Origin of the sequence: Geoglobus ahangari (assembly GCF_001006045.1) — an archaeon.
Lineage (GTDB): Archaea > Halobacteriota > Archaeoglobi > Archaeoglobales > Archaeoglobaceae > Geoglobus > Geoglobus ahangari.
Genome location: NZ_CP011267.1, coordinates 1,615,148 through 1,639,056 on the forward strand (window position 1 = coordinate 1,615,148; position 23,909 = coordinate 1,639,056).

At 52.8% G+C, this 23,909-nt stretch carries 26 protein-coding genes and 1 tRNA gene; 11 read left to right on the forward strand and 16 right to left on the reverse strand.

Features of this window, described 5'->3' with window-relative positions; all coding sequences use genetic code 11:
* Window positions 1–4: 4 nt before the first annotated feature.
* Window positions 5–397, forward strand: a complete 393-nt coding sequence (locus tag GAH_RS09335; protein WP_048096879.1) for a Zn-ribbon domain-containing OB-fold protein — start codon at window positions 5–7, stop codon at window positions 395–397.
* A 30-nt stretch (window positions 398–427) separates the two neighbouring features.
* Window positions 428–1,264, forward strand: a complete 837-nt coding sequence (locus tag GAH_RS09340; RefSeq protein WP_156967452.1) for a TIM barrel protein — start codon at window positions 428–430, stop codon at window positions 1,262–1,264.
* On the opposite strand, the gene GAH_RS09345 is transcribed toward GAH_RS09340, so the two are convergent.
* Genes GAH_RS09345 through GAH_RS09355 form a run of 3 tightly spaced genes read right to left on the reverse strand, consistent with a single transcriptional unit; the run spans window position 1,236 to window position 4,948 of the window.
* Window positions 1,236–1,616 (reverse strand): helix-turn-helix domain-containing protein, encoded by a 381-nt coding sequence (locus GAH_RS09345; RefSeq protein WP_048096347.1) that lies wholly within the window; start codon window positions 1,614–1,616, stop codon window positions 1,236–1,238. The two genes, GAH_RS09340 and GAH_RS09345, sit on opposite strands and share 29 nt — an antisense overlap.
* Before the next feature lies 1 nt (window position 1,617).
* The gene (locus tag GAH_RS09350) at window positions 1,618–4,215 is read right to left on the reverse strand and encodes a valine--tRNA ligase (protein WP_048096348.1); all 2,598 of its coding nucleotides are present in this window, start codon (window positions 4,213–4,215) and stop codon (window positions 1,618–1,620) included.
* A 4-nt stretch (window positions 4,216–4,219) separates the two neighbouring features.
* Window positions 4,220–4,948: a fumarylacetoacetate hydrolase family protein gene (locus GAH_RS09355; protein ID WP_048096350.1), complete on the reverse strand. Its 729-nt coding sequence runs from the start codon at window positions 4,946–4,948 to the stop codon at window positions 4,220–4,222.
* A gap of 84 nt (window positions 4,949–5,032) precedes the next feature.
* Between GAH_RS09355 and cofD the strand changes: the two genes are divergently transcribed.
* Entirely contained in the window at window positions 5,033–5,929 is an 897-nt protein-coding gene (cofD, locus tag GAH_RS09360; protein WP_245604019.1) for a 2-phospho-L-lactate transferase, read from the forward strand.
* Here the strand turns inward: cofD and GAH_RS09365 are convergent.
* Window positions 5,910–6,515 (reverse strand): helix-turn-helix domain-containing protein, encoded by a 606-nt coding sequence (locus GAH_RS09365; RefSeq protein WP_048096352.1) that lies wholly within the window; start codon window positions 6,513–6,515, stop codon window positions 5,910–5,912. The genes cofD and GAH_RS09365 overlap by 20 nt on opposite strands.
* A gap of 103 nt (window positions 6,516–6,618) precedes the next feature.
* Between GAH_RS09365 and GAH_RS09370 the strand changes: the two genes are divergently transcribed.
* A tRNA-Asp gene (locus GAH_RS09370) sits at window positions 6,619–6,693 on the forward strand.
* Window positions 6,694–6,746: 53 nt separating this feature from the next.
* On the opposite strand, the gene GAH_RS09375 is transcribed toward GAH_RS09370, so the two are convergent.
* A complete protein-coding gene (locus GAH_RS09375; protein ID WP_048096354.1) occupies window positions 6,747–7,196 on the reverse strand; it encodes a type II toxin-antitoxin system VapC family toxin in 450 nt (149 codons plus the stop codon).
* Window positions 7,197–7,204: 8 nt separating this feature from the next.
* Window positions 7,205–7,384: a hypothetical protein gene (locus GAH_RS09380; protein WP_048096355.1), complete on the reverse strand. Its 180-nt coding sequence runs from the start codon at window positions 7,382–7,384 to the stop codon at window positions 7,205–7,207.
* 242 nt (window positions 7,385–7,626) lie between these two features.
* On the opposite strand from GAH_RS09380, the gene GAH_RS09385 reads away from it, so the two are divergent.
* A complete protein-coding gene (locus GAH_RS09385) occupies window positions 7,627–7,878 on the forward strand; it encodes a hypothetical protein (protein ID WP_156967453.1) in 252 nt (83 codons plus the stop codon).
* Here GAH_RS09385 and GAH_RS09390 read toward each other — a convergent pair.
* Entirely contained in the window at window positions 7,856–8,290 is a 435-nt protein-coding gene (locus GAH_RS09390; RefSeq protein WP_052747841.1) for a rhodanese-like domain-containing protein, read from the reverse strand. The two genes, GAH_RS09385 and GAH_RS09390, sit on opposite strands and share 23 nt — an antisense overlap.
* Window positions 8,291–8,404: 114 nt before the next feature.
* Here GAH_RS09390 and GAH_RS09395 point away from each other — a divergent pair, with 114 nt between their 5' ends.
* From GAH_RS09395 to GAH_RS09405, 3 genes are read left to right on the forward strand one after another with little or no spacing between them, the layout of a single operon-like run.
* Window positions 8,405–10,294 carry an acetate--CoA ligase gene (locus tag GAH_RS09395; protein WP_048096357.1) on the forward strand — a complete coding sequence of 630 codons (1,890 nt, stop codon included), beginning with the start codon at window positions 8,405–8,407 and terminating at the stop codon, window positions 10,292–10,294.
* 42 nt (window positions 10,295–10,336) lie between these two features.
* Window positions 10,337–11,596, forward strand: a complete 1,260-nt coding sequence (locus GAH_RS09400; protein ID WP_048096359.1) for a 3-isopropylmalate dehydratase large subunit — start codon at window positions 10,337–10,339, stop codon at window positions 11,594–11,596.
* Window positions 11,597–11,643: 47 nt separating this feature from the next.
* The gene (locus GAH_RS09405) at window positions 11,644–12,708 is read left to right on the forward strand and encodes an OBG GTPase family GTP-binding protein (RefSeq protein WP_048096361.1); all 1,065 of its coding nucleotides are present in this window, start codon (window positions 11,644–11,646) and stop codon (window positions 12,706–12,708) included.
* Between the two features lie 6 nt (window positions 12,709–12,714).
* Here GAH_RS09405 and hsp14 read toward each other — a convergent pair whose 3' ends face one another.
* Window positions 12,715–13,134, reverse strand: a complete 420-nt coding sequence (gene hsp14, locus GAH_RS09410) for an archaeal heat shock protein Hsp14 (protein WP_048096363.1) — start codon at window positions 13,132–13,134, stop codon at window positions 12,715–12,717.
* Window positions 13,135–13,302: 168 nt separating this feature from the next.
* Between hsp14 and glmM the strand changes: the two genes are divergently transcribed.
* Complete coding sequence (glmM, locus tag GAH_RS09415; RefSeq protein WP_156967454.1) at window positions 13,303–14,643, forward strand: phosphoglucosamine mutase; 1,341 nt, start codon at window positions 13,303–13,305, stop codon at window positions 14,641–14,643.
* On the opposite strand, the gene GAH_RS09420 is transcribed toward glmM, so the two are convergent.
* Complete coding sequence (locus tag GAH_RS09420) at window positions 14,640–15,002, reverse strand: response regulator (RefSeq protein WP_245604020.1); 363 nt, start codon at window positions 15,000–15,002, stop codon at window positions 14,640–14,642. The two genes, glmM and GAH_RS09420, sit on opposite strands and share 4 nt — an antisense overlap.
* 118 nt (window positions 15,003–15,120) lie before the next feature.
* Between GAH_RS09420 and GAH_RS09425 the strand changes: the two genes are divergently transcribed.
* Window positions 15,121–15,810, forward strand: a complete 690-nt coding sequence (locus GAH_RS09425) for a metal-dependent hydrolase (RefSeq protein WP_048096366.1) — start codon at window positions 15,121–15,123, stop codon at window positions 15,808–15,810.
* Here GAH_RS09425 and GAH_RS09430 read toward each other — a convergent pair.
* The 6 genes from GAH_RS09430 to mmp11 all read right to left on the reverse strand — a co-directional run bounded on the left by GAH_RS09430 (window position 15,804) and on the right by mmp11 (window position 21,934).
* Window positions 15,804–16,073, reverse strand: a complete 270-nt coding sequence (locus GAH_RS09430; protein WP_245604021.1) for a hypothetical protein — start codon at window positions 16,071–16,073, stop codon at window positions 15,804–15,806. The two genes, GAH_RS09425 and GAH_RS09430, sit on opposite strands and share 7 nt — an antisense overlap.
* Before the next feature lie 38 nt (window positions 16,074–16,111).
* Window positions 16,112–16,969, reverse strand: coding sequence for an ABC transporter substrate-binding protein (locus GAH_RS09435; RefSeq protein WP_048096369.1), 858 nt, complete (start codon window positions 16,967–16,969; stop codon window positions 16,112–16,114).
* Entirely contained in the window at window positions 16,966–18,051 is a 1,086-nt protein-coding gene (gene comD, locus GAH_RS09440; RefSeq protein WP_048096370.1) for a sulfopyruvate decarboxylase subunit alpha, read from the reverse strand. The genes GAH_RS09435 and comD overlap by 4 nt, the downstream gene beginning before the upstream one ends.
* A complete protein-coding gene (locus GAH_RS09445; RefSeq protein WP_048096371.1) occupies window positions 18,048–19,226 on the reverse strand; it encodes a pyridoxal-phosphate dependent enzyme in 1,179 nt (392 codons plus the stop codon). Before GAH_RS09445 ends, comD begins: the two co-directional genes overlap by 4 nt.
* 736 nt (window positions 19,227–19,962) lie before the next feature.
* On the reverse strand, window positions 19,963–21,000 hold the full coding sequence (locus GAH_RS09450) for a radical SAM protein (RefSeq protein ID WP_169745354.1): 1,038 nt from the start codon (window positions 20,998–21,000) through the stop codon (window positions 19,963–19,965).
* Entirely contained in the window at window positions 20,993–21,934 is a 942-nt protein-coding gene (mmp11, locus tag GAH_RS09455; protein WP_048096373.1) for a methanogenesis marker protein 11, read from the reverse strand. Before mmp11 ends, GAH_RS09450 begins: the two co-directional genes overlap by 8 nt.
* Before the next feature lie 73 nt (window positions 21,935–22,007).
* Here mmp11 and trxB point away from each other — a divergent pair, with 73 nt between their 5' ends.
* Entirely contained in the window at window positions 22,008–22,973 is a 966-nt protein-coding gene (gene trxB, locus GAH_RS09460; protein ID WP_048096882.1) for a thioredoxin-disulfide reductase, read from the forward strand.
* Here trxB and GAH_RS09465 read toward each other — a convergent pair.
* Entirely contained in the window at window positions 22,970–23,848 is an 879-nt protein-coding gene (locus GAH_RS09465; RefSeq protein WP_048096883.1) for an ADP-ribosylglycohydrolase family protein, read from the reverse strand. The two genes, trxB and GAH_RS09465, sit on opposite strands and share 4 nt — an antisense overlap.
* Window positions 23,849–23,909 lie beyond the last annotated feature (61 nt).

A 23,909-nucleotide genomic window follows, 5' to 3' on the forward strand; every position in this document is an offset into this window, starting at 1 on the left:
GCTCATGCTTCCGAGGTTCTGGAGGAAGATCAAGTACAGGTACAATCTGATTGGCACCAAGTGCGAGAACTGCGGCAGAACATTCTACCCGCCGAGAAACCTCTGTCCCGAGTGCAGGAGGAAGAGCAGCATAGTTGAGGTTGAGCTCGGGGATACAGGAGTTGTCCTCAGCTACTCCGTCGTTCACGACGCCCCGGAGAGCATGAAGCTGGAGAGGCCGTACATAGTGGGCCTGATAAGGCTCGACAGCGGCGTTGTGGTGACCTCCCAGATCGTCTGCGATCCCGAGGATGTGAGGATCGGAATGAGGGTCAGGGCAGCATTCAGGAGGTACGGGGAGGACGGGGAGGACGGGATAATCTACTACGGAACCAAGTTCGTTCCGGTCGAGGAATAGGTTTTTATTTTTCCCGCCAAACTTTTTTCGATGCTCTTTGGAACGGCAGGGGTTCCGAACTCTTCTCCCGGACGGAGCACGGTCGACGGGGTAAAGAGAATAAGGGAGCTGAACCTTGACTGCATGGAGGTTCAGTTCGTTAGGGGAGTGAAGATGCGCGATGCGACGGCGAAGCAGGTCAGGATGGTCGCGAGCTCTCTAAACGTCACCCTGAGCGTTCACGCCCCGTACTACATCAACCTTAACGCGGACAGCGAGGTTAAGGTGAGGCAGAGCGTTCAGCGCCTCTATGAGTCGGCGAGGATCGGCAGCATAATGGGGGCGAGGAACATCGTCTTCCACCCGGGCTACTACATGAAGAGGACGAGAGATGAAGCTTTCAGGAGGGTCAGGGACGCACTCGAGGAGCTCGTGGAGGAAATAAGGGCTTTCGGCGTCGTTCTGAGGCCTGAAACATCGGGAAAGAGGGAACAGTTCGGAGAGCTCGAGGAGATAGTGAACCTCTGTGCCGAGCTCGATCTAACCCTGCCGTGCATAGACGTGAGCCACATTCATGCAAGGACGATGGAGTTCAACAGCTACGAGGAGTTCTTCAAGGCCCTCGAGCTTGTGGAGAACGCTCTGGGCAGCGAGGCGGTGAGGGATCTGCACGTGCACATCAGCGGGATAGAGTACGACTCGAAGGGGGAGAAGAGGCACCTCAACCTCAGGGAGTCGGACTTCCGGTTCACCGACCTCCTCAGGGCCCTTTCAGACTACTCCGCAGACGGGCTGGTGATCTGCGAGAGCCCTAACCTCGAGGAGGATGCGGTGATGCTCAAGAAAAAGTTTGAAGAGCTCAGGCAGGCTGCTGGGGCTCGAGGCTGAACTCCTCCACAACCTCGTTAAGCTTCCTGAACCAGTTCTCGAGCTCGTTCCTCAGCTTCTCCTTCAGCGTTTCTATGGGTATCGGCACGTAGAGGTACTTGTATCCTCCGTGCTTCAGTATCCTGTACTCCCTCTCAACGAGTCCCTTCTCCATCAGCGACTGCAGGCTCCTGTAAACCCCACTCCTGTCCTTCCCGACAATCTGGGCCAGCTCGTCCACTCCCACATTGGGGTGCTGGTGGAGTGCAAGGTAAACCTCAATCTCTGAGGGTGTGAGGTTGAGAACGCACTTCAAAATGTGGTGAAAGGTTGTTTCTCCGGAGAACAACTCCTTAAGCCTTTCCTCATCCATTTCACTCACCTTTCTCTATGATTATGAGGGCGTTTTCGGTCTCGACAACGTCAACATCCCTGCCGCTGACAACCTTCTCGAGTCTCACGTCGAACCAGTCTTTTTCGAGTTCGATCTTCTCTCCGCCCACATCCACTGTAACTCTGCCATCCTTTATAAGCTTTAACATTTCCTCCTCGCTCAACTTCTGTACGGCCTGAAGCACCATCCTGACCCTGTCCCTGAACTTCGGCCCGAGGATGCTGAACTTGGGCTTCAACTCTGCCACCCTCGTCTCAATCTCCGGCATCTCCCTTATCAGCTCAACCTGAGCGTTGAGAGCTCCAGCCACATCCCTGACGTCTATCTCCTCGCTGGTGAAGACGAGCATCTTACCGAGGGGTGCGTTGAGCGCTATGCCGTTGTCGTGCTTGTACCTCCTCACGGCCTCCACTATGCTCTTTATCAGCTCGCCTCTCCTTTCTGCCCTCTCATCTATGAGCGACTCGTCAGCCTCAGGGTAGCTCTGCAGGTGGACGCTGCCCTCGCCAGAGAATATCTGCCACGTCTCCTCCGCAAGGAACGGCGTTATCGGGGCGAGCATCCTTATGAGGGCAGAGATTACCTTGTGAAGCGTGTACTTTGCAGGGATCTTCTCCTCCTCGGTGCCGGAATAGAGCCTGTTCTTGACCAGCTCAATGTAGTTGTCCGCGAACTCGTACCATGTGAACCCCCTTATCGCCTTGAGGGCCTGGCTGAAGTTGTACTCTCCCATCGCCCCGTCAACTTCGGCAATCAGCCTGTTGAGCTTGGAGAGTATCCACCTGTCCGCATCTCTCAGGTACTTCCTGTGGCTCTCCTCGGGCACGTAGCCCTCAAGATGTGGCATCGCAAACCTCAGAATGCTCCAGAACTTCTGCTGGAATCTTGAGGCCGCGACGACCTCCTTCCAGCTGAATATGACGTCCGTGCCCATCACTCCTCCTATCGCCGCCCACTGCCTCATCGCGTCTGCTCCGTACTTCTCAATGACCTCCTCGGGAGAGATGACGTTGCCGAGGCTCTTGCTCATCTTCCTGCCATCCTCTCCGAGGACCATCCCGTTTATCACTATCTCATACCAAGGAATCTGGCCTGTCAGGGCGAGGCTCCTCAGAATTGTGTAGAATGCCCACGTCCTGATTATGTCGTGACCCTGAGGCCTTAGATGGGTAGGGTACTCCTTCTGGTCGTCGGGCCAGCCTGTTATCGCCAGCGGTGTTATGCTCGAGTCCATCCATGTGTCGAGGACATCATCCTCTCCCTCAAACTCCGTACCTCTACATTTGGGGCACGGCTCCCTCGGCATGTCCTTTGTCGGGTCGACAGGCAGCCACTCCTCCTTCGCAACCACCGTCTCTCCACAATTCTTGCAGTACCAGACTGGGATTGGTGTGGCGAAGACTCTCTGCCTGCTTATGACCCAGTCCCACTCCATGCTCTCAACCCAGCTCTCGAGCCTTGAGAACATGTGCTCCGGAACCCACTTTATCTTCCTCGCCTCCTCCAGAATCCTCTCCTTGTCGATCTTAACGAACCACTGCTTTTCCGCGACAATTTCCACGGGAGTCTTGCACCTCCAGCAAACGCCAACGTTGTGATCTACCTCTTCCTGCCTGAGCAGCCTGCCCTCCCTCTTCAGGTCCTCAAGTATCTTCTCCCTCGCCTCCGGTATTGTGAGCCCCCGATACTTGCCAGCCTTCTCGTTGAGCCTGCCGTCCCTTGTAAGAACGTCCCTCAGCTCGAGTTTGTGCTTCTTCCACCACCTGACGTCCTGCCTGTCACCAAATGTGCAGATCATCACCATTCCAGTGCCGTACTCCGGATCGACCTCGTCGTCTGCGATGACTTTAACCTCATGTCCCGTACCCGGCACCCTCACGACCTTGCCGACCACATCCCTGTAGCGCTCATCTTCAGGATGAACAGCCACTGCAACACACGCCGGGATGAGCTCCGGCCTCGTGGTGGCGATTATGACGTCATCATCAAACTTTATGTAGTTGAGCTTGGTCTTCCCGCTCTTGTACTCGATCTCCGCGAGGGCTATGGTCGTCTCACACCTCGGGCAGTGGATGACGGGATGCTCCCCCCGATAGATCAGCCCCTTGTTGTACATTCTGACGAAGCTCACCTGCGTCTTCCTGTAGTACTCGGGGTACATGGTGATGTACTCCTTGCTCCAGTCTATGCTGAAGCCCAGCCTCCTCATCGTCCTCCTCATCTTCTCTATGTTCTCCTCGGTGAACTTCACGCAGAGCTCCCTGAACTTCTCCCTCGGAACGTCGCTCTTCTTTATGCCGTACATCTCCTCAACCTTGACCTCGGTGGGCAGTCCGTGGCAGTCCCATCCCTGCGGGAACATGACCTCGTAGCCCTTCATCCTCTTGTAGCGGGCTATGAAGTCTATGTAGCACCAGTTCAGCGCGTTTCCAATGTGGAACGTGCCCGTTGGATAGGGGGGAGGGGTGTCAATTATGAAATGTGGCTTCTCGGAGTTCCAGTCAAAATAGTACATCTCATCTTTCCACTTCTCAACCCACTTCTCCTCGACCTTTTGAGCGTGATACTCCTTCTCCATCCGATCACCTCACGTAGTTGGTGAGTTTCCCTATGCCATCTATCTCGACCACAACCTCATCGCCCTTATTAAGCTTGCCCACACCCGCAGGTGTGCCGGTGGTTATCACATCACCCTCCTTGAGCGTCATTATCGAGGAGATGTAGGATACAAGCTGGTAAACGTCGAAGACCAGATTTGACGTGCTCGACTCCTGAACCTTCCTTCCATTTAGGTATGTCCTTATGCCCAGACTGGAGGGGTCGAGGTCGGTGACCACGTAAGGCCCTATTGGTGAGAACGTGTCGAAGGACTTGGCCATCCCCCACTGCCAGCCGGCCTGCTGTAGGTCTCTGGCCGTGACGTCGTTGAAGCACGTGTATCCGAGGATGTACTCCTTCGCCTCCTCTGGAGATACGTCCCTGCACCTCTCCGCTATCACCACGGCAAGCTCACCCTCGTAGTCCACCCTCTCACTCTTTTCGGGCAGCACTATGTAATCGCGATCCCCGATGACTGATGAGGGTGACTTCATGAAAAGCGCCGGCTCGCTCGGGATCTCCATCTTGAGCTCCTCAGCGTGATCCCTGTAGTTTAAACCAACGCCCACAATCTTCTCGGGAGTTACGGGAGGGAGGAACCTGACCTCTTCAACGTCGAAGCTCAAACCATCAATTCTGACTTTGCCACCTTCAATTTCAAAATAGTCCTCGAAGAACTCCCCTCTTGCGATGAATCTGCCGTATGCAATCATGGATTAGGGGTTGAACTCTCAAAATATATTGCTTTCTATGCGAGTCCTTTCAAATTGTTTTTATTCTCCCGTGCTGGCTTTAACATGATGCTCGCAGTACTCTCAGGAGGCACGGGCACCCCGAAGCTTCTGACGGGGATGAAGGAGGTCAACCCGGACTTTGCCGTGATAGTGAACACGGCCGAGGATGTGTGGGTTTCGGGAAACAAGATCTGCCCGGACATAGACTCGGTCATCTACGCTCTTGCCGGGGTAATTGACGAGAGCAAGTGGTGGGGAGTGCGCGGGGACACCTTCGTCACACACCAGCGACTCAAAGAGCTTGGATTGGATGAGGGCATGATGATCGGCGACCTCGACAGAGCGACGCACATTCTGAGGAGCGAGGTTTTGAGGAGTGGTGGGAGCCTGAAAGAGGCCACCGACGCGCTCAGGAGAGCTTACGGAGTGGAGCAGCCCGTGCTCCCAATGTGCGAGGAGGAGGTGTCGACCCACATAGTAACAAGCGAGGGTGAGATGCACTTTCAGGAGTTCTGGGTTGTCAGGAAGGGCGAGCCCAAGGTGAGGGACGTTGTTGTGAAGGGCATAGAGAACGCAAGGCCTGCCGAGGGTGTGATCGAGGCGATAGAGGAGAGTGAGGCTGTTGTAATAGGCCCGAGCAACCCCGTTACGAGCATAAACCCCATACTCATGGTAAGGGGCGTGAGGGAGGCTCTGGAAGAGAAGAGGGTCATCGCAATCTCTCCAGTAGTTGGAACGAGTCCTGTAAGCGGGCCAGCAGGGAAGTTTCTGAGAGCTCTTGGATATGAGGTCAGCCCGAAGGGGGTTCTCGACTTTTACGGAGGGCTCGTGGACGTGTTCGTGGTTCAGGAGGGAGATCTCTTCACCTACCCCGGCTGCGAGGTGGTGGAGACAAACACAATGATGAAAAGCAGGGATGATGCGGTCAGACTTTCAGAATTCATTCTTGGACTTCTTTGAAGTACTTCTCCAGTATCTTCTTCTGCCCCCTCCTGAGAATTTCGGAGAGTGTTGAGGAGGCTATTCCGAAGTGCTCCGCTATCTCCTCGAGCCTTATCTTCTTGGGGTAGTCGAAGTAGCCCTTCTCCAGCGCATACCTGAGAATCTCCTCTTCCCTGTACGTGGTTCCGGTCTTGGACGGCTTGCCCTTGTATATTATGTCGAAATCCACTCCATACTCTTCAAGCTTGGACATCAGCCTTCTGAACGAGTCGTCATCGCATATCACGTCCCACACAATCTCTCCGTCGCTGATGTCTGCCTTCCTCAGTATGCAGCCCGACTGGACGATTGGCAGGGCGACCATGCAGGTGTGCTCCTTTATCAGCACCTTCGCCTCATCTCTCGAGAGGAGAACCGTGTCGCACATCTCGGGCAGATGCTCCACCGCATGGCTCACGTTCTTTCCCTTAACCTGAAACAGACCCTTTATTGTCTCTCCAACATCCGTGAGGCCCTCAACTTTCGTTATGACGTCTTGCATTGCCGCAATGAGGCCAAGGGCACAGTTCTCTGGAAGTTTTGTTTTTATCTGGAGCTCTATCACGAGCGAGCTTTTGAAACTATGTTAATTTAAGTTTTCCATTTGTGCCGGTGACAGACCAAAACGTTTAAAAACACATTTGGGGCTAAGGCAATTCAGCCATTGTGCCCGGGTGGTGTAGCCAGGCCTAACATGCGGGCCTGTCGAGCCCGCGCCTCGGGTTCAAATCCCGGCCCGGGCGCTTTTATCCACAATCTATGTGTAATGCTGGTTTGTTAGTGTCTGCCAAGAGATTTAATGATCATGAATCTCAAGTTCTGAAGCTTTCGAAACCACTCTAACACCTTCAGACTTGCACGGTTCCTCAAAATCTCCATCCAGCGTAACCAGAACGTCAACCTCATGCTTTATGCAGGTCGCAAGAATAATTGCATCGTTTGGTAGAAGGCTATACTCCTTCATCAAGTCATAGGACTTTTCCACCACTTCTTCATCCACCTGAAGGATGCTGAACTGGTTTATGAACTCGAGTGGATCCTTCTCATCAATGTATTCTGAAATCTCCCCCTTTCCCTTCATCGTCAGAGGAGATTTTCCCGATTTCAGAGACAGGTAGTGAAATATGAACTCGCTAAAGACGATGTCGTTTATGAACGCGTTTACGTCAAATTTCCTGAGCTTTTTGAGAATCGCTCCAGCTTCAGGATTACCATTTACAAACTCGATGAGAACTGACGAGTCCACGAAAACCCTTACTGGAGATACAACTCCTCTTCCCTCACTTCACCCTGATACTTTCCAAAGTATCTGTCGAGAATGTCGTCTCTGAGCTTTTTCTGCTGGAGAACACTCTTCACGGCATCCTCAACAGCTTTCCTAACCTTTTCTTCCATTCCGTCGGGGACTTTTAGCCTGATGGTTATTTCGGCCATAACCGATTACAGTTCTGTCATGGAAGTATTTAAGAGTGTTGATGTTTGTTTTTTCTTTTTTGAATGAATGTCTTCTGCCTAAAAGATATATCAGCTCGGGACAAGACACTTTCATGGACACACTGTCGTTACTCGGCAGCGTATTGGCACTCGGCCTTGCAGTGGTTTATGGTCTTTATGCAGTTGCAGGCCTACTCTTCAGCTCGGCCGGAGGAGTGCTTGGTCTAACGGGGGTTGTGCTCGTGGCAAAGTCGCTTCTGTTCGGAGCAGTGTCGTTCGCGCTGTCCCTTGCACTGGCGCTGTTTGGCAGAGGCAGGCTTGCGCTCATAGTCTCGAAGGTATGTGGCGTGGTGTTCGTTGCGGTGTTCATTGCAGTTCTTGCTACGGCTGTGATCAGCGGTGAGGAGCATTTTTATGAGTACGTGAGGGTGTATTCTCTCTCGCTCGCTGGCGGGATTCTGGTGTTACTTGCTACGAGGAGGAGGGCTGCCTGACAACCGGATACCCCTTTTTCATCCACGCTTCTATTCCTCCCTCCATGTTGTAAACGTGCCTGAAGCCCATTCTGACCATAGTTTCGCACGCTATTTTGCTCTTGAACCCCGTCTTGCAGTACACGAGGTATGTTTTGTTCAGGTCGAGCTCCTCGAGCTTCTTTCTGAAGTTCCTTCCGAACACGTCGATGTTGATGGCTCCCGGTATGTGGCCCTCCTCGTACTCCTTCGGTGTTCTCACGTCTATTATGACGAAACTGCTGTTTCCTGCATGCTCTTCTATCATCCTGTACGCCTCGTCAACCGTGATGTCCTTGTATCTGTTCTCCTCGTTTTTGTTCCCCGCGTTCTGGATGCATCCTGCCACGAGGATGGAGGTGATGATGAGCAGGAGCGCGACCATCCGTTTCATTGTATGAAGTTGTCTTCGGGAGTATTTACCATTTACCGGCTGCATTGACGTGCGATCGCAATATAAGAAAACCTTTAAATAGCCACCACTTCGCATTATTAATAGTGATAAATAATGATGGGGATCTATCCACCTAAGGAATTTATTCAGCAGGCAAACGTCAGAGACCCGGCAATCTACTCACGGGCGTCCGAGAACTGGGTGGAGTTCTGGGAGGACTTTGCCAGAGAGCTCGAGTGGTTTGAGCCATGGGAGAAGTTTCTGGACGACTCGAAGGCGCCATACTTCAGATTTTTTGTTGGCGGCAAGATAAACGCGTGCTACAACTGCGTTGACAGGCATGCAGACATGAGGAACAAGGCAGCGCTGATATGGGAGGGAGAGAACGGAGAGACGAGAACTCTGACGTACTTCCAGCTCTACAGGGAGGTGAACGCGTTCAGCGCGGCCCTCAGGGAGCTGGGAGTTGAGAAGGGGTCGAGGGTTGCGATATACATGCCCAACATACCCGAGGCTGTTGTTGCGATGCTCGCCTGCGCGAGGATAGGGGCGACCCACGTGTTCATATTCGAGGGCTTCAGCGCGAGATCGGCAGGGTTCAGACTGAAGGACAGCAGATCAGAGTTCCTGATAACGGCGGACGGATACTACAGGAGGGGAGAGGTGACAAACCTCAAGGAGAAGGCGGATCAGGCCATCGAGCAGTACGGGGGAATAAAGAGCGTCGTGGTGGTCAGGAGAGCTGGAATAGACGTGGAGATGGTTGACGGGAGGGATCACTGGTACCACGAGATAACGAAGAAGGGATACACCGAGCCCGAGATTCTCGACTCGAACCACCCGCTCTTCATAATGTACACGTCCGGCTCGACAGCTGAGCCAAAGGGAGTTGTGCACTCAACAGGCGGCTACCTCGTGCACGTCTACGCCACATCCAAGCTCGTTCTCGATCTCAAGCCAAATGACATAATCTGGACGACCGCAAGCCTCGGGTGGATCACGGGCCACAGCTACGGGGTCTACGGGCCGCTTTCAGTCGGCGCAACAGTCCTCATGTACGAGGGTGCCCCGGACTACCCCGACAAGTGCAGGACGTTCGAGATCATCGAGAAGTACGGCGTCTCGGTTTTCTACACCGTCCCAACGCTCGCGAGGATGATCCTCACCTGCAAGACCGACAGCTATGACCTGAGCACCATCAGGCTGATAGGCACGGTCGGTGAGCCGATAGAGCCTGAAACATGGACGTGGCTTTACCGCGAGGTCGGAAGGGAGAGGGCACCTGTCGTCAACACCTGGTGGCAGACGGAAACTGGAGGACATGTTATCTCTCAGCTTCCCGCACTGACACCCATGAAGCCAGCATCGGTCGGGAAGGCACTTCCCGGCTTTGAGGTTGCCATACTCGACGATGGGGGGAAGCCGGTCAAACCCTTCGAAATCGGCAACCTCGTCATAAAGAGGCCGTTTCCGGGGCTGATGCTCGAGATAAGCGGTGATCCGAAAAGCTACGTCAAGTTCTACTGGAGCAAGTACGGGAAGAGGGTTTACTTTACTGGCGACTCCGCGTACATGGATGAGGAGGGTCACATATGGATTGTGGGCAGGGTTGATGACGTGCTGAACATCTCCGGCCACAGGGTGTCGCTGATCGAGATAGAGCAGGTGGCCATGGGCGTTAAGGAGGTCAGGGAGGTCTCGGCCATAGGCATACCCGACAGGGTTAAGGGGAGCGTCATAGCACTCTTCGTCGTCTCAGAGGAGGCCAGCGAGGAGGTCGGCAGGAAGATAACCGAGAAGATCGAGAGGGACATTGGAAAGATAGCCAAGCCCGGACTGATAGTCTTCGTCCCGGAGCTGCCCAAGTCGAGCGGCAAAGTTGTTAAGAGGGCCATATACGATGCGGTCGTTGGAAAGAAGAAACCGGCATTCCTCTCCAACCCGGAAGTGGCGGAGATGCTCATGAAGATAAAGCCGAGCGAGAGGGGAGTGGTAATCCTCTGAGCTTAAAAAATCTTTAAATATTCTTTCCATCTCCTCCACCCCATGGCAAAGACCATCGCAGAGAAGATATTCTCCGAGAAGAGCGGTCAGGACGCTTACGCCGGAGACATTGTCATTGCGAAGATCGACCAGATTGCCCTTCAGGATGGCACCGCTCCACTCGCGATCAGGCAGGTTAAGGCGCTCGGCCTCGAGAAGGACAGGATAAGGGGAGCGAAGATAACGCACTTCTTTGTGGATCATGCTGCACCATCCCCGAGAAAGGAGCTCAGCAATGACCAGAAGTTCATAAGGGAGTTTGCCCTTGAGGTTGGAGCGGACTTCAACAAACCCGGAGAGGGAATAATTCACCAGATAATGGTGGAAAGGTACGTCAATCCGGGTGATCTCGTCGTCGGTGCGGACAGCCACACCTGTACCTATGGCGCTTTGGGTGCATTCTCCACAGGCATGGGGTCAACGGATGTGGCCATAGCCATCGCTCTTGGAAAGAACTGGTTCAGGGTTCCGGAGACGTTCAGGATAGAGGTGAACGGCAAGCTGCCAAGAGGGGTCTATGCCAAGGATCTGATGCTCACGATCATCGGAGAGCTTGGAGTTGATGGGGCAACCTACAAGGCTCTCGAGTTCCACGGCGACACCATAGATTCCATGGAGATGGATGGGAGGCTCACGATGGCCAACATGGCCATAGAGTGCGGGGCGAAGGCAGGACTTTTCAAGAGCGATGAGGTAACGAGAAGGTTCCTCGCAGAGAGGGGGAGAGAGGAGAGGTTCAGGGAAATAAAGCCGGATGATGGGGCTGAGTACGAGAGGGAGCTGCACTTTGACGCTGGCGATCTTGAGCCCGTGGTTGCAAAGCCCCACAACGTTGACAACGTCGCTCCTGTGAGCGAGGTGGAGGGGACGCCAGTCGATCAGGTGTTTGTTGGCACGTGCACGAACGGCAGGCTGAGCGACATAGAGATTGTGGCGAGGATCCTCAAGGGCAGGAGGGTTGCAGAGAACGTGAGGCTCATAGTCGGCCCGGCGAGCAGGGAGGTATACCTGAAAGCCGACGAGCTCGGTTACCTGAAGACAATTGTCGAGGCCGGTGGGCTCATCATACCTCCCGGCTGCGGGCCGTGTGTCGGAATCCACATGGGAATCCTCGCCGACGGGGAGGTGTGCATCTCCACCCAGAACAGGAACTTCAAGGGAAGGATGGGTAACCCAGAGGCTGAGATCTACCTCTCCTCACCCGCAACTGCTGCAGCGAGTGCGATTGAGGGCAGGATAAGTGACCCGAGAAAGTACCTCTGAACTCCTTTTCCTAAGCTTTTTATTTAGAGAGATTTTGCTGAGTAGCGATGGACATACTTCAGGAGATCAAGAGACTCGAGGAAGAGATCAGGAAGACGCCCTACAACAAGGCCACGGAGCACCACATTGGCAGGCTGAAGGCCAAGCTCGCGAGGCTGAAGGGGGAGGCTGAGAAGCAGAGGAAGAAGACCGGAGGAGAGCAGTTCGCCATAAAGAAGGAGGGCGACGCGACAGTTGTCCTCGTCGGTTATCCGTCTGTGGGCAAGTCCACGATCCTGAACGCCCTTACCGGTGCTAAGAGCGAGGTTGGTGACTACGACTTCACCACGCTAAAACCCGTTCCGGGAATGCTCGAGTACAAGGGAGCCAGAATTCAGATTGTTGACGTTCCCGGGCTTATGGAGGGGGCGTCGAAGGGCAGGGGAAGGGGTAGGGAGATACTTGCGGCGATAAGGAACGCTGACCTGATAGTCATCGTCGTTGACGTCTTCACGCTCCACAATGTGGATGTGCTCAAGAGAGAGCTCTATGAAGGGGGAATAAGGCTCGATGAGAGACCTCCAGAGGTAATCATAAAAAAGAGGGCGACTGGCGGTCTGAATGTGAAGTCCACAGTTCCGCTCTCCCTTGACGAGGAAACGATCAAGGGTATCCTGAGGGAGTACAAGATACACAACGGAGACGTGCTGATAAGGGAGGACATAACCATAGACAGGCTGATAGATGCGATTCTCGGAAACAGGGTCTACATTCCTTCAATAACTGTGGTGAACAAGATCGATCTCTACCCGGACGTCGAGATTCCGGACAAGGCGATACCCATATCTGCGGAGAAGGGGACGAACCTTGATGTTCTCGTGGAGGAGATCTACAGGAAGCTGGACTTCATAAGAGTTTTCCTGAAGCCGCCGGGAGGGAAGGTTGAGGAGGAGCCAATGATCCTCAGAAGGGGGGCAAGGGTGGAGGACGTGTGCAGGAAGCTGCACAGGGACATGGTGGAGAACTTCAAGTACGCCAAGGTGTGGGGGAAGAGTGTTAAGTTCGACGGTCAGAGGGTGGGAATCGACCACCAGCTTGAGGACGGAGACGTCCTGACAATTTACGCAAAATAAAATGGATTACTCAATCTTTATTACCTTCCTCTCCTTGCTCGTCTTCGGAATCTCTATCTCGAGCACGCCGTTGTTGTACCTCGCCTTTATCTTGTCCTCATCAACTTCAGCAGGCAGTGAGATTCTCCTGTAGACCTCTCCGTACCTCCTCTCTCTCCTTATGTAGTTCCTGCTCCTGTCCTCCTTCTCTTCCTTTCTCTCAGCCCTGATTATCAGGTCGCCATCCTCGATGTAAACGTTGATGTCGCTCTTGTCGAAGCCGGGAAGATCGGCGACGATCCTTATCCTATCCTCCTCCTCAATCACATCAACGGGCATGTCAAGCTCAACTCCTGCAGTAAGGCTCATCCTGTCGAACTCGTCGAGCAGCCTCGCCATCCTTTCCTGCATCCTCCTGAGTTCCTCGAACGGGTCGAATACCCTCATTTCACATCACCTCCTTAACCTGTTTTTCCTAACTTTTAGTTAGTGAAATTGATATTTAAGATTTTCTCTGATGCGATCCTGAGCTGAAGAAAAGGATGAGTTCTGACGCTGTGCAGCATCGGCTTCATATTCGATCAAATTATATACATGCTCCGCCATGATTCAGGTATGGAGCGCTCCCTTTTCGGCACGAACGGTGTCAGAGGCATAGCCAATGAGGAGCTCACGGCTGAGCTTGCCCTCGACCTCGGCAGAACAATCGCCTCGCTGAGGCCGGGGCTGATAGCGGTGGGGATGGATGCGAGGATATCCTCTCCAATGCTCAAATCGGCCGTTCTGGCAGGAATAATGTCCTCTGGAAGTGATGCAGTTGACGTTGGCATCACCCCAACTCCAGCCCTGCAGTATTACGTAAAAGTCTCCAAGGCCAACGCAGGAGTCATAGTTACCGCGAGCCACAACCCGAGGGAGTACAACGGAATCAAGTTTGTGAGCCATGATGGTGTCGAGTTCTCGAGGGAGGAGGACGCTGAAGCTGAGAGGACTCTGCTCAGCAAGAAGTTCAGAAGAGCCGGGTGGAATGAGGTTGGCAGGGTTTTTGAGGATGATGCGAACAGAGTGTATGTTGAGGGGATTCTGGAGAAGGTCAATGCTGACGCAATTTCTGAGAAGGGTTTCAGGGTGGTTGTTGACTGCGGAAATGGGGCGGCATCGTTCACAAGCCCCGAAATTCTGAAGAGGCTGGACTGCGAGATGTACACGATAAACTGCTACCCGGACGGAAGATTTCCCGCGAGGCTCTCAGAGCCTGTTGAGGAGAATGTAAAGGAGCTGATGGATGTCGTTAGGGCCGTGAAGGCAGATATCGGGGTAGCCCACGATGGCGACGCTGACAGGGCGACATTTGTTGACGAGAAAGGAAACTTTGTGAGCGAGGACGTCATGCTGGCGCTGATGGCCAAGCACTATATGGAGAAAAATGGAGGAGGTATAGTCGTAACTCCGGTGAGCACATCCAAGTGCGTTGAGGATGCTGTCGTGGAGGCCGGTGGAGAGGTGATCTACACCGAAGTGGGATCGCCTGTGGTTGCCAAGGTCATGAAGGAGACGAAAGCCGTATTTGGTGGAGAGGGGAACGGTGGGCTAATCTTCCCGGAACACCTCCTGGCGAGAGACGGAGGAATGAGCCTTGCGAAGGTGCTCGAGCTAATGGCCGAGGAGAACAAGCCACTTTCCGAACTTGCAAAGGACATCCCGCGCTACTTCACCCTGAAAACGAAGGTGGAGTGCAGGGACAAGAAGAAGCTGCTTGAAGGGCTTAAAGCCGAGTTTGAGGACGCGAACTTCACAGACGGTGCGAGGGTAGACTTTGAGGACGGATGGCTGCTGATAAGGCCGTCAGGCACAGAGCCGATAGCGAGGATTTTTGCTGAGGCGAGGAGCGAGAAGAGGGCAAAGGAGCTTCTCGAGCTGGGGCTGGAAAAGGTCAGGAAAATTCTTGGGAGTTAGCACTCCAAATACTTTTTTATTGCTGCAAGGAGCTTCCTCCTTGTGAATGGCTTCTCTATCATCTCCAGAGCTCCGGCCGCTATCAGATCCTTGCCCTTGGTTTTTGAGAACGCCGTGACGCCGATGATCTTGGCGTTTGGATCGAGCCTGAGTATCTCCTTGGTAGCCTCGATCCCGTCCATCACTGGCATCTCTATGTCCATCAGGACTATGTCCGGCTTTGCGAACCTGTAGAGATCGACCGCCTCTCGGCCGTTTCTCGCCGTCAAAACTTGGCAATTGTTGCCGTTGAGCATGAGCTTGACAACGTCCAGAACAGCCGGGTCGTCTTCCACCACCAGTATCTTGTACCTGCTCATGCGACACCCCTCAATAATCATTCTCCTCATCATTATATAAACGTTGTCCTTTCAGTGGATAACGTTAAATGCAGAAGAGACATGTTATTTTAGAGCACACTTTTCGGAGGTGGTAGCGGTGAAGGTAACCTGGCTCGGACACGCGTGTTTTGTGCTGGAAGGAAGCAAGACTGTAGTCATAGACCCGTTCCTCGTGGGGAACCCCCTCGCACCCGTCAAGCCCGGGGATCTCAAGGCAGATGTCGTACTGGTGACGCACGGTCACGGGGACCATCTCGGGGATGCGGTAGAAATCGCAAGGAACAATGACTGTCCGGTTGTGGCAATTCACGAGCTCTCGAGGATTCTCTCGTCCAAGGGTGTTGAGGCAGTCGGGATGAACATAGGCGGAACGGCGAAGGTATCTGGCGTTTCCGTCACAATGGTCAAGGCGTTCCACTCTGCAGATGTTGAGGAGGACGGGGGAATAATCTCCGCCGGAGACCCAGCTGGCTTTGTAGTTGAGATGGATGGGGTCAGGGTGTACCACTGCGGGGACACAGATGTATTCATGGACATGCAGCTGATCGGAGAGCTATACTCCCCAGACGTTATGCTCGTCCCGATAGGTGGGTGGTACACCATGGGCATAAGGGAGGCCGTGAAAGCGGTTGAGCTCGTGAAGCCCAAATACGTGGTGCCCATGCACTACAACACGTTCCCTGTAATCGAGACTGACCCAGAGGAGTTCAAAAAGGCGGTTGAGGAGAGGGTTGAAGGGGTTGAAGTGAAAATCCTCAGGCCCGGAGAGTCCCTGGAGGTTCAGTAACCCCTCCTTCTTTTTCCGAGCTTGCCCGGCTGGACTATTCCCATGTTCTTTGCGCACTTGGGGCAGTAATGCATCTTCTGCTGGAAGGTGTGTATGTTCTTCCTGCCGATCATCCTCTCGAGCTCTGGATCGAGCCTGAATCCTCTGTAGGCGACAAACGTCTTGAATCGCGGCACCTTCCTACCGCACCCGTCGCACCTTATGATGTAGTCCTTACCCCTCGAACTGCTCTGCTTGTACTCCCTCTTGTAGGGAGCCTTCATGATTAAACATTGACTTCAGAAAAATGTAAATGTTGCGCTCACTTGTAGTGCTGGGGCTGGGGGTGGATCTCCCTTACAAGCTCGTAGTCGAACACGTCCCTCTCGCTAAGCCTCGAGCTTATGTATCCGAGCCTCTCCATCTCTCTGGAGAGCGAAATAGCACTTCTAACATACTCTTCTGGCAAAGAAGAGCAATACTTTGGACTGAGCTTGAGAATCCTCTCAACCACATCTTTCCCGAGCTCTCCTCTGAGGTACCTCTCGAGCAGGGATGCAGAGTGGTCTGGGGCCTCTCTCAGGATGTTGCTCGCCCACTCGTGCTTTATCAGGAAGTCCTTGATGCTCTCGAAGTTGTCCTCCAAGTATTTCCTTCTCACGACGATGCCGTAGTTAGGGTTCCACGGCCACACGCTCTCCATGTCCACCGCAAGCCTTGCCCCGTACCTCATGGTCAGGACTGCGAGGTTCGGTGTTCCGCACGCAAAGTCGAGCTTCCCGTCTATGAAATCATCAAATACCATCTCCGCCCATGGGTAGTTTACAACCTCAAAGTCCACGTGTTCCAGATAGCTCCTGAGAATAACATCGTGGATGCTCCCTCTCGATGGGACACCCACCCTTTTCCCCTCAAGGCAATCTGGAAACGCTCCGCATTCCCTTCCTACTATTGCCGTCCCCTCCACGTGACCTCCGGCTATGCAGACCATGTCCAGACCCCTGTCGATTCCCAGAATCGCCGGGGTCAGTCCCACGTACGCGAGGTCAATCTCCCCGCGCTCCATCGCGTTGATTATCGCCACACCGGTGCCGAAAATTCTCCACTCGGCTTTAACCACGTTCTCGATTCTCAGCATGTGTGATGTGTGGTAGAGGGTTGAGAGATATCCGATCCTCATCTGATTGCCTCCATGAACCTCTCCTTTATCTCAACGGGCTTCATGGGTATCACACCCACCCTCGCGTTTCCGGGCTTGGCGAGCGCGTGGATGAACACGCTCTCATCTTGTCCCATGGCGCTTATTATCTCTTCCGGAGTTGAAGCGCGGGTCACCTTCAGACCTGCAGCAAGCCCGAGCATTGTGAGGTCTGCCTTGACAGTCGCCGTCTTCTGGTTTCCGGTGCTTCCGTAAGCCGAGTTATCTATTGCTATGATCTTGAGCCCCTTCTCCGAGAGAAGGCCTGCAGTGAAGATGGTCGATGGGTTCATAAGTATCGAGCCGTCTCCGTCCAGCGACACCACCTCCCTCCCTGTCAGGTTAAGCCCGAGGGCGATTGAGGTGGCGAGGCCCATGCTTCCGAGCATGTAGAAGTTGGTCGGCTGGTCGAGAACCGAGTAGAGCTCTCTGCTCGGGTACCCTATGTTGGACACGACTATCTTCCCTTCCAAATGCTCCTTGATTCCCTCAATTATCTCGAACCTCGTGTACCTCGCCCTTCCACCGCTCACATTGACGCGAACATCCCCGAACTCTCTCGGCTCAAACTCGACATCATCTGCGGGACTCCAGATATCGGGCCTTAGCAGAACTGCAGTTATCCTCGCCTCCTCGTAGGCGGATGAGACAAGGTTCTCGAGGTCGCTGAGGTTCTTTCCAGAGAAGATCGCGTACTCTATGTCGAGGGCATCGAGCAGTTTTGGTAGTTTTTCTCCCATCGGAACCTGAGCCGGAATTTTCTCTCCAAAAACCCCCCTCCAGCTTATCAGGAGTGGCAGTGGGAGGGCGTAGGTTCTTGTGAGGCTCATCAGCGCGTTCACCATGTTTCCAAACCCTGACGACTGCACGAGGATGGCCGGCCTTCTACCGCCCATGAACAACCCTGCCGCTATGCCGACCCCTTCCTCCTCTCTCGCAAGGGGCACTGGCCTGAATGTTCTGGTGAGGACGCTTATCAGGAGTTTAACCCTCTCGCAGGGGAGGTACAGGATGTCGGTTATGCCAGCACGCCTTAGAACTCTGGCGACATCATCTTCTATCATCCTATCAGCTCCAGATCCTCAGGACTTTCAACCCTGTAGTCTGGATCTGCCCTTCTGACTTTATAGTCTTTCTTCAGCCTGTCGAGGCCAGACCCGGTTATGTTTACGGCCACAACTCCGTCAAGCTCGATCTTCTCGAGGGCTGCAAGTGTAACTTCGGCCGCGGGAAACGGCTGAATTCCGAACGATCTCTTGAACTTCTTTCCAGCTCTTCTCGCCTCACTCTCTGAGACCCTGACCGCCTGTCCTCCACTCTCAGTCAGAACATCGTAAAGCCCACCCCTCTGGGAGTACAGGGGGCTTTTGTTCGAGAGAACCTTGGCATAGAGAACCTCGAGTGGATCAAGGCTGTATTCCGGAACGATCCGGCTTTTGCTCGCCCATGCGTCTGCAACCGGAGTGAACGGCTCGTTCTGCACCACCACGATTCTCGCACTCACATTCATCCTCTCCAGTCCATCGTGGAATGCTATCGCTCCCGTACCACTGCCAACGGACTGGATGTAGAGGTCAGGTGGGCCAGCCTTTTCCATAAACGAGTATGCGAGGGTGGACAGAGCATCACGTCTTGCAAAACTCTTTCCTCCGCCCTCGTAAACTACATCGCCTTTGCGCTCTGAAAAAGCCCTCGCAAGCTCCATGGCCATATCATACCCGCCACTGACCCTGATCAGCGTGACGTTCTCGCTTCTCTCAACCTCGAACACGCACTCGAAGACTTTCTCGGGCACGAAGAGATAAACATGGACATCTGGAGTGTACTTTGCCAGCTCCATGAACGCATTGGCCGTGTTGCCAACTGAGGCGAGAGATACGTTCACTCTCCTCTCCTCAGCATATTTGAGGGACACTATGGTTTCAAGCTCCTTGAAGGTGCAGGTCTTCATCTCCACACCGAGTTCCGGGGCGTAGCCATGGAGTATGAAGTGTATTTCGGCTCCATACTCCTCGGAGTATTCCTCACTTCTGACTATTGCCGGATATTCTCTATAACCCTCTACCGCACCCGTCACCGGCAGATGACTGAGGTACCTCCACAGTCCGTCGCCTGACCACTCATTTTTCCCCTTGTACTCCGTTTTCACTATGGAATCGCATCCATTTGGGCAGGAGAATGTGAATCCGCGGTCTTCAAACTTCTGACCGCATTCAGGACAGTAAAGCTCGTACTTCATTAGCTTTCATTCGCTTCTGGTGTTTTTAAGACCTTTGCGAAAGCTCCTCTCCTTTGCAACCTCTGTTTCATCGCTCACAATTTTATTGGGTTGATTTTGTGCACCATATTTTAATATTCTTCTATTTATACTTCTAAATCTATTAATAATTTTGTTGAAATATTTTTATATATTTAATTCTAAAGTTCGCTTTAGGATATAATAGTATTGCAAATTCTTTATTAAAATTTTATAATACTAAAATTTCAAGTTATTTCAATTTATTAATAATAGGTTATTTTAATACTCCTATTTTAATCAGAGTGTGACACTTCTATTCCACATTTTTTGTGATAAAATTTTAGCAAAACGTGATGATTCTCGACTCTCGAGCATGAATGTGTAGTTACCCCCCCTTGAACACGCCGTGGTTACTGTATTCTTACAATTATTGGAACAGCTGAATCCCCAAACCCACCAAAATTCGGATTGCCTAAATTTTGGCTATTACAGCTTTTTTGGAATAATTTTTTGAGACAATATTTATAAAATTAGAACGAGATAATATTGACTAATTAATGTTTAAGAGAATAATTATAAAACTAATAGTTTTTTAAATTTTAATATTACAAAATTAATAAATTTGATTTGATATTGAGAAAATGAATTAATGTTAATTATTTTATTAAACTCAAATAATATTTGCAATTTCATCAAAATAAGCAAATGTGAGCGATTGCTAAAACCCCTAAGATAGTCAATTCAACAGTTCTTTTGTGAGTGAACACCCATTGCACTTGGGGCACCCTGAGCCGAATTCTGGGACATCTATTCCCAGATCTTCCAGCGCAACTTTAAGTGAGTTTGCGAGTGAAACGTGGTAGTTCACATCCGGTCTTGGAAGGTTTGACGCCGGAGGAGGCCTGAAGGGGGCGATGAAGGGGTAAACTGCGTGGCTGAGCATTGTTTTGACTCCTCTGATGATGCTGTCAGGGGACTCACCCAAGCCCGTGAGTAGCCAAGACGAGACGTTCCACTCACCAAAAACATCAACGGCAATCTTCCAGGACTTCAGGTACTCATCGAGTCCGGGCTTTCCCGGAACAACCTTCTCTCTCAACACTGGGTCGAAGGACTCCACGTGAATCCCGATCGTGTCAGCACCACTTTCGTACAGCATTTCTATGTATTTTCTCTCAGCAGGCTCGATCTGAACGTGAATCTGGATGTCGACCTCCCTTTTAATTGCTCTGACAGCCGATGCGAGGGAGAGAGCACCTTTGTCCCTTAGGTTCGTAGTCCCGGTTGTGAGTGTGAGATGCCTGCTTCTGTCTTCTTCGTAGGCCAGCTTTACCGCCTGAGCGAGCAGCTCGAGATCTTTGTCAACCACAGCGTTTTTCAAGTTGTCCTGAATGTTGCAGAACGAGCATTTCTTGCCAGTCTCCCAGTGAACACATCTCCTCGACACAGCAGACACGAGGGTGTCGTATCCGTCGAGAGCGACGAGCTTTCCAGCAGGAACTCCGCCGACTTTTTTGTGGTAGTAATCGGCTTTCGGGAACTCGACAGCTCCTACTTTTTCATCCCCTCTGAACAGAATGTACTCTCCCTCTACATTTTCGATGTGATATGGAGAAAATGCCACATAGTGCTGGAGAGCAGGTGCCGAGACGACAGAGCCTGAAACCCTGAATCCGAGCCCTCCTGTTGGCCCGCCACCACCTTTCCTGAGCGGGCTTCTACCTGCCCTAACTCCGAGCGTCAGCAGCTCTATTTTTGTCTTCAAATCAAGCATGCACTTCCACCGCTTTATCCGGGTCATCTGAATATGCTAAACTTGCAAGTGCTCCTATCAGCCCTCTCTCTCCAGTGATCTCGTAAACCTCGACTCCAGTTTTTTCAGCCACACTCTTCGCCTCCTCTATTGACACAACTCTCCTCTTCACCTGCAGAGCGTATTCTCTGAGCACTTCCGGAATCGTGATCCTCCTGTAGACCACCATGACTGTCTCATCGCTCAGAGTGTTCTCTTTCAGCCTTTTCCTGAACTCCGAAACGAGCTCCTCTGCCCTGTCTGTTGCAAACGTCACAGATATCGAGACGCAGTTGGTGGTTTTTTCTGGGGCTTTTGTGTAGAGCTGGACTATGCTGTGGGAAAGGTAGTGCCCCAGACCCTCCTTTTCAAGCTTGTAGGCAATTTCGTTGACGAGTGACCACGTCGCACCTCCATCCTTGCTGTCCGTATCGTCAACTCCTATGACGATCTTCTCATACCTTTTAAGCCTGATCCTCGCTCTCCCGAGCTCGCTACCGCCACCGAGGCTCAGCACCTCTATTCCGTCAACACCCTCCGCGAGTCCCCTGCAGACTGTTGCCGCTATCCCGCCTCCGGCAAGCCCCGCATATGTGACTTCTATCCCGTTCTTCAGAACCCGAACCTCCTCAATTCCTGCACCCGCAATTCCAGGGATAAGCTTCAGTTCCACCCTTCCCTGCCTGAGGACGAACACGTTTCTCGCTCCCTCTCTCCTCGCTGAAACGACCAGCTCGCTGACTCTCGGGTAGTGGTACACCTCCCACGCTGCACCACCGTTGCACTTCCCCCTTGCATGGAACTCGTGGAGCTCGACCATCTCTCCGTCAGTCATCGCCACAACCTTCTCGTATGGTGAGATCCACGGCACGTTTCCATACTTCTCGACAAGCTCGTCTTTGCTGAAGTACCTCATAACGACGGAAGTTTTTATTTAAGACAACAAAAGCTTTATCCCCGTTTGAAAAAACAGAGCAGAGGTGATCGTCTTGGAGGTAGTGCTGGACGCTGACGTGATAGAGAGGCGAGAGTCTGAGGAGAGAGAGTATGACGTCATAATAGTCGGTGCTGGCCCGGCAGGGCTGACAGCAGCAATCTACTCGGCCAGATACGGTCTCTCGACCGCCTTCTTTGAGACCGTGGATCCTGCGTCTCAGCTATCGCTGACTCCGGTAATCGAGAACTTCCCGGGGTTTGAGGGTAGCGGTTTCGAGCTCCTTGAGAAGATGAAGAATCAGGCCCTGAAGTTCGGGGCGGAGCACAAATTCGAAAACGTGGAGAAGCTCAGGAAGGTGAACGGAAAGTTTGAGGTTGTGACCGAGAGCGGAACGTATTATGCGAGGGCGCTGATAATAGCCACGGGGGGAAAGCACAGGGAGCTCGGAGTTCCGGGCGAGAAGGAGTTCGTCGGAAGGGGTGTAAGCTATTGTGCTACATGCGATGGACACTTCTTCAGGGGCAAGAAGGTGCTCGTCGTTGGTGGAGGGAACACAGCTGTGACAGATGCAATATACCTCAAGGAGATCGGGTGCGACGTTACGCTCATCCACAGGAGGGACGAGCTGAGGGCTGAGAAAGCTCTGCAGGAGGAACTGTTCAGCAGAAACATTCCTGTGATCTGGAACAGCGTGGTTCTGAGAATAGAGGGCGAAGAGAAGGTCGAGAGAGTGGTGATCCTCAACAGGGTGACGAACGAGGAATCTGTGCTCGAGGTTGACGGTGTGTTCATTGCCGTCGGAATAAGGCCTGCAACCGACATAGTCATGGACTTGGGCGTGGAAAGGGACTCGGCAGGATACATCAGGGTTGACAAGAAGCAGAGAACAAATGTCGAGGGTGTGTTTGCTGCCGGAGACTGCTGCGATAACCCGCTGAAGCAGGTCGTCACGGCATGCGGGGATGGAGCGGTTGCTGCAAACTCGGCCTTCGAGTACGTTAAGATGATGAAGAGCTAAAATATCCGTGAGATCTTCAGAAAAGTCTCGTAAAGCCCGTCTGCAATGCCTATTATTTTTTCGTAGTCCTTTACACTTCTGAACCTCTCCGGTATGCCCTCAATGCCGACCTCCGTTCCCTTAAGAGCTCCTGCGATTGCCGCGATTGTGTCCGTGTCGCCTCCAGCGCTTGCAGCCTTCACTACAGCCTGCTCAAACGTTTTGGACGAGAAGTAGCAGTAAAAAGCGAGCGGAACCGAGTCGAAGGCCATTATCGAGTTTCCTATCTCCTTTACAGCTCTTTCAAGGCTTGATGTTCGAATCTGGTAAGCGTACTCTATCTTCTCAGCCACAAGGGAGTCGTACTTCTCAGCCCTCTTCACAACCTCCTCCACGCCTCTCTCGTCTTCGTTCAGGATCGTCGCGACGCCAACCGCAACTGCAACGCTCGCAGCAATCGCCCCCGACCCCCTGTGCGTGATGGACGAGGCTATGACTGCGTAGTCCTCCACGAGGTTGTAGTTGTGGTGGTAGACCAGTCCAATCGGAGGTGAGCGCATCGCTGAGCCGTTGGTGTCGGACTCGAGACCGCTCTCCCTCCACGAAACCCCCCTTCTGAGGTTGGCTATGGCCTTCGATGATGTGGGGCCGTACCTGTGGGAGAGCTCGATCCGCTTCAGTCTGTTTGCAAAGTCTTCGGGAGAGAAGTATGTCGTGCTGATTATCGACTCGGCCAGAATTAGCGCCTGCTCGGTGTCGTCTGTCCACTCTCCCTCCCTCAGCCCATCCTCGGAGGCCATGAACCTGTCGACGAGCCCGAATCTCCTTCTTATCTCGTCGAAGTCCATCCCCTCCACAGGCATGCCGAGAGCGTCACCGGCAGCAAGCCCGAGCATACAACCCCTGAAGTTAGACCTCACGAAGCGAGAATTCTGCCGAGGTTGTATTACTACTTTG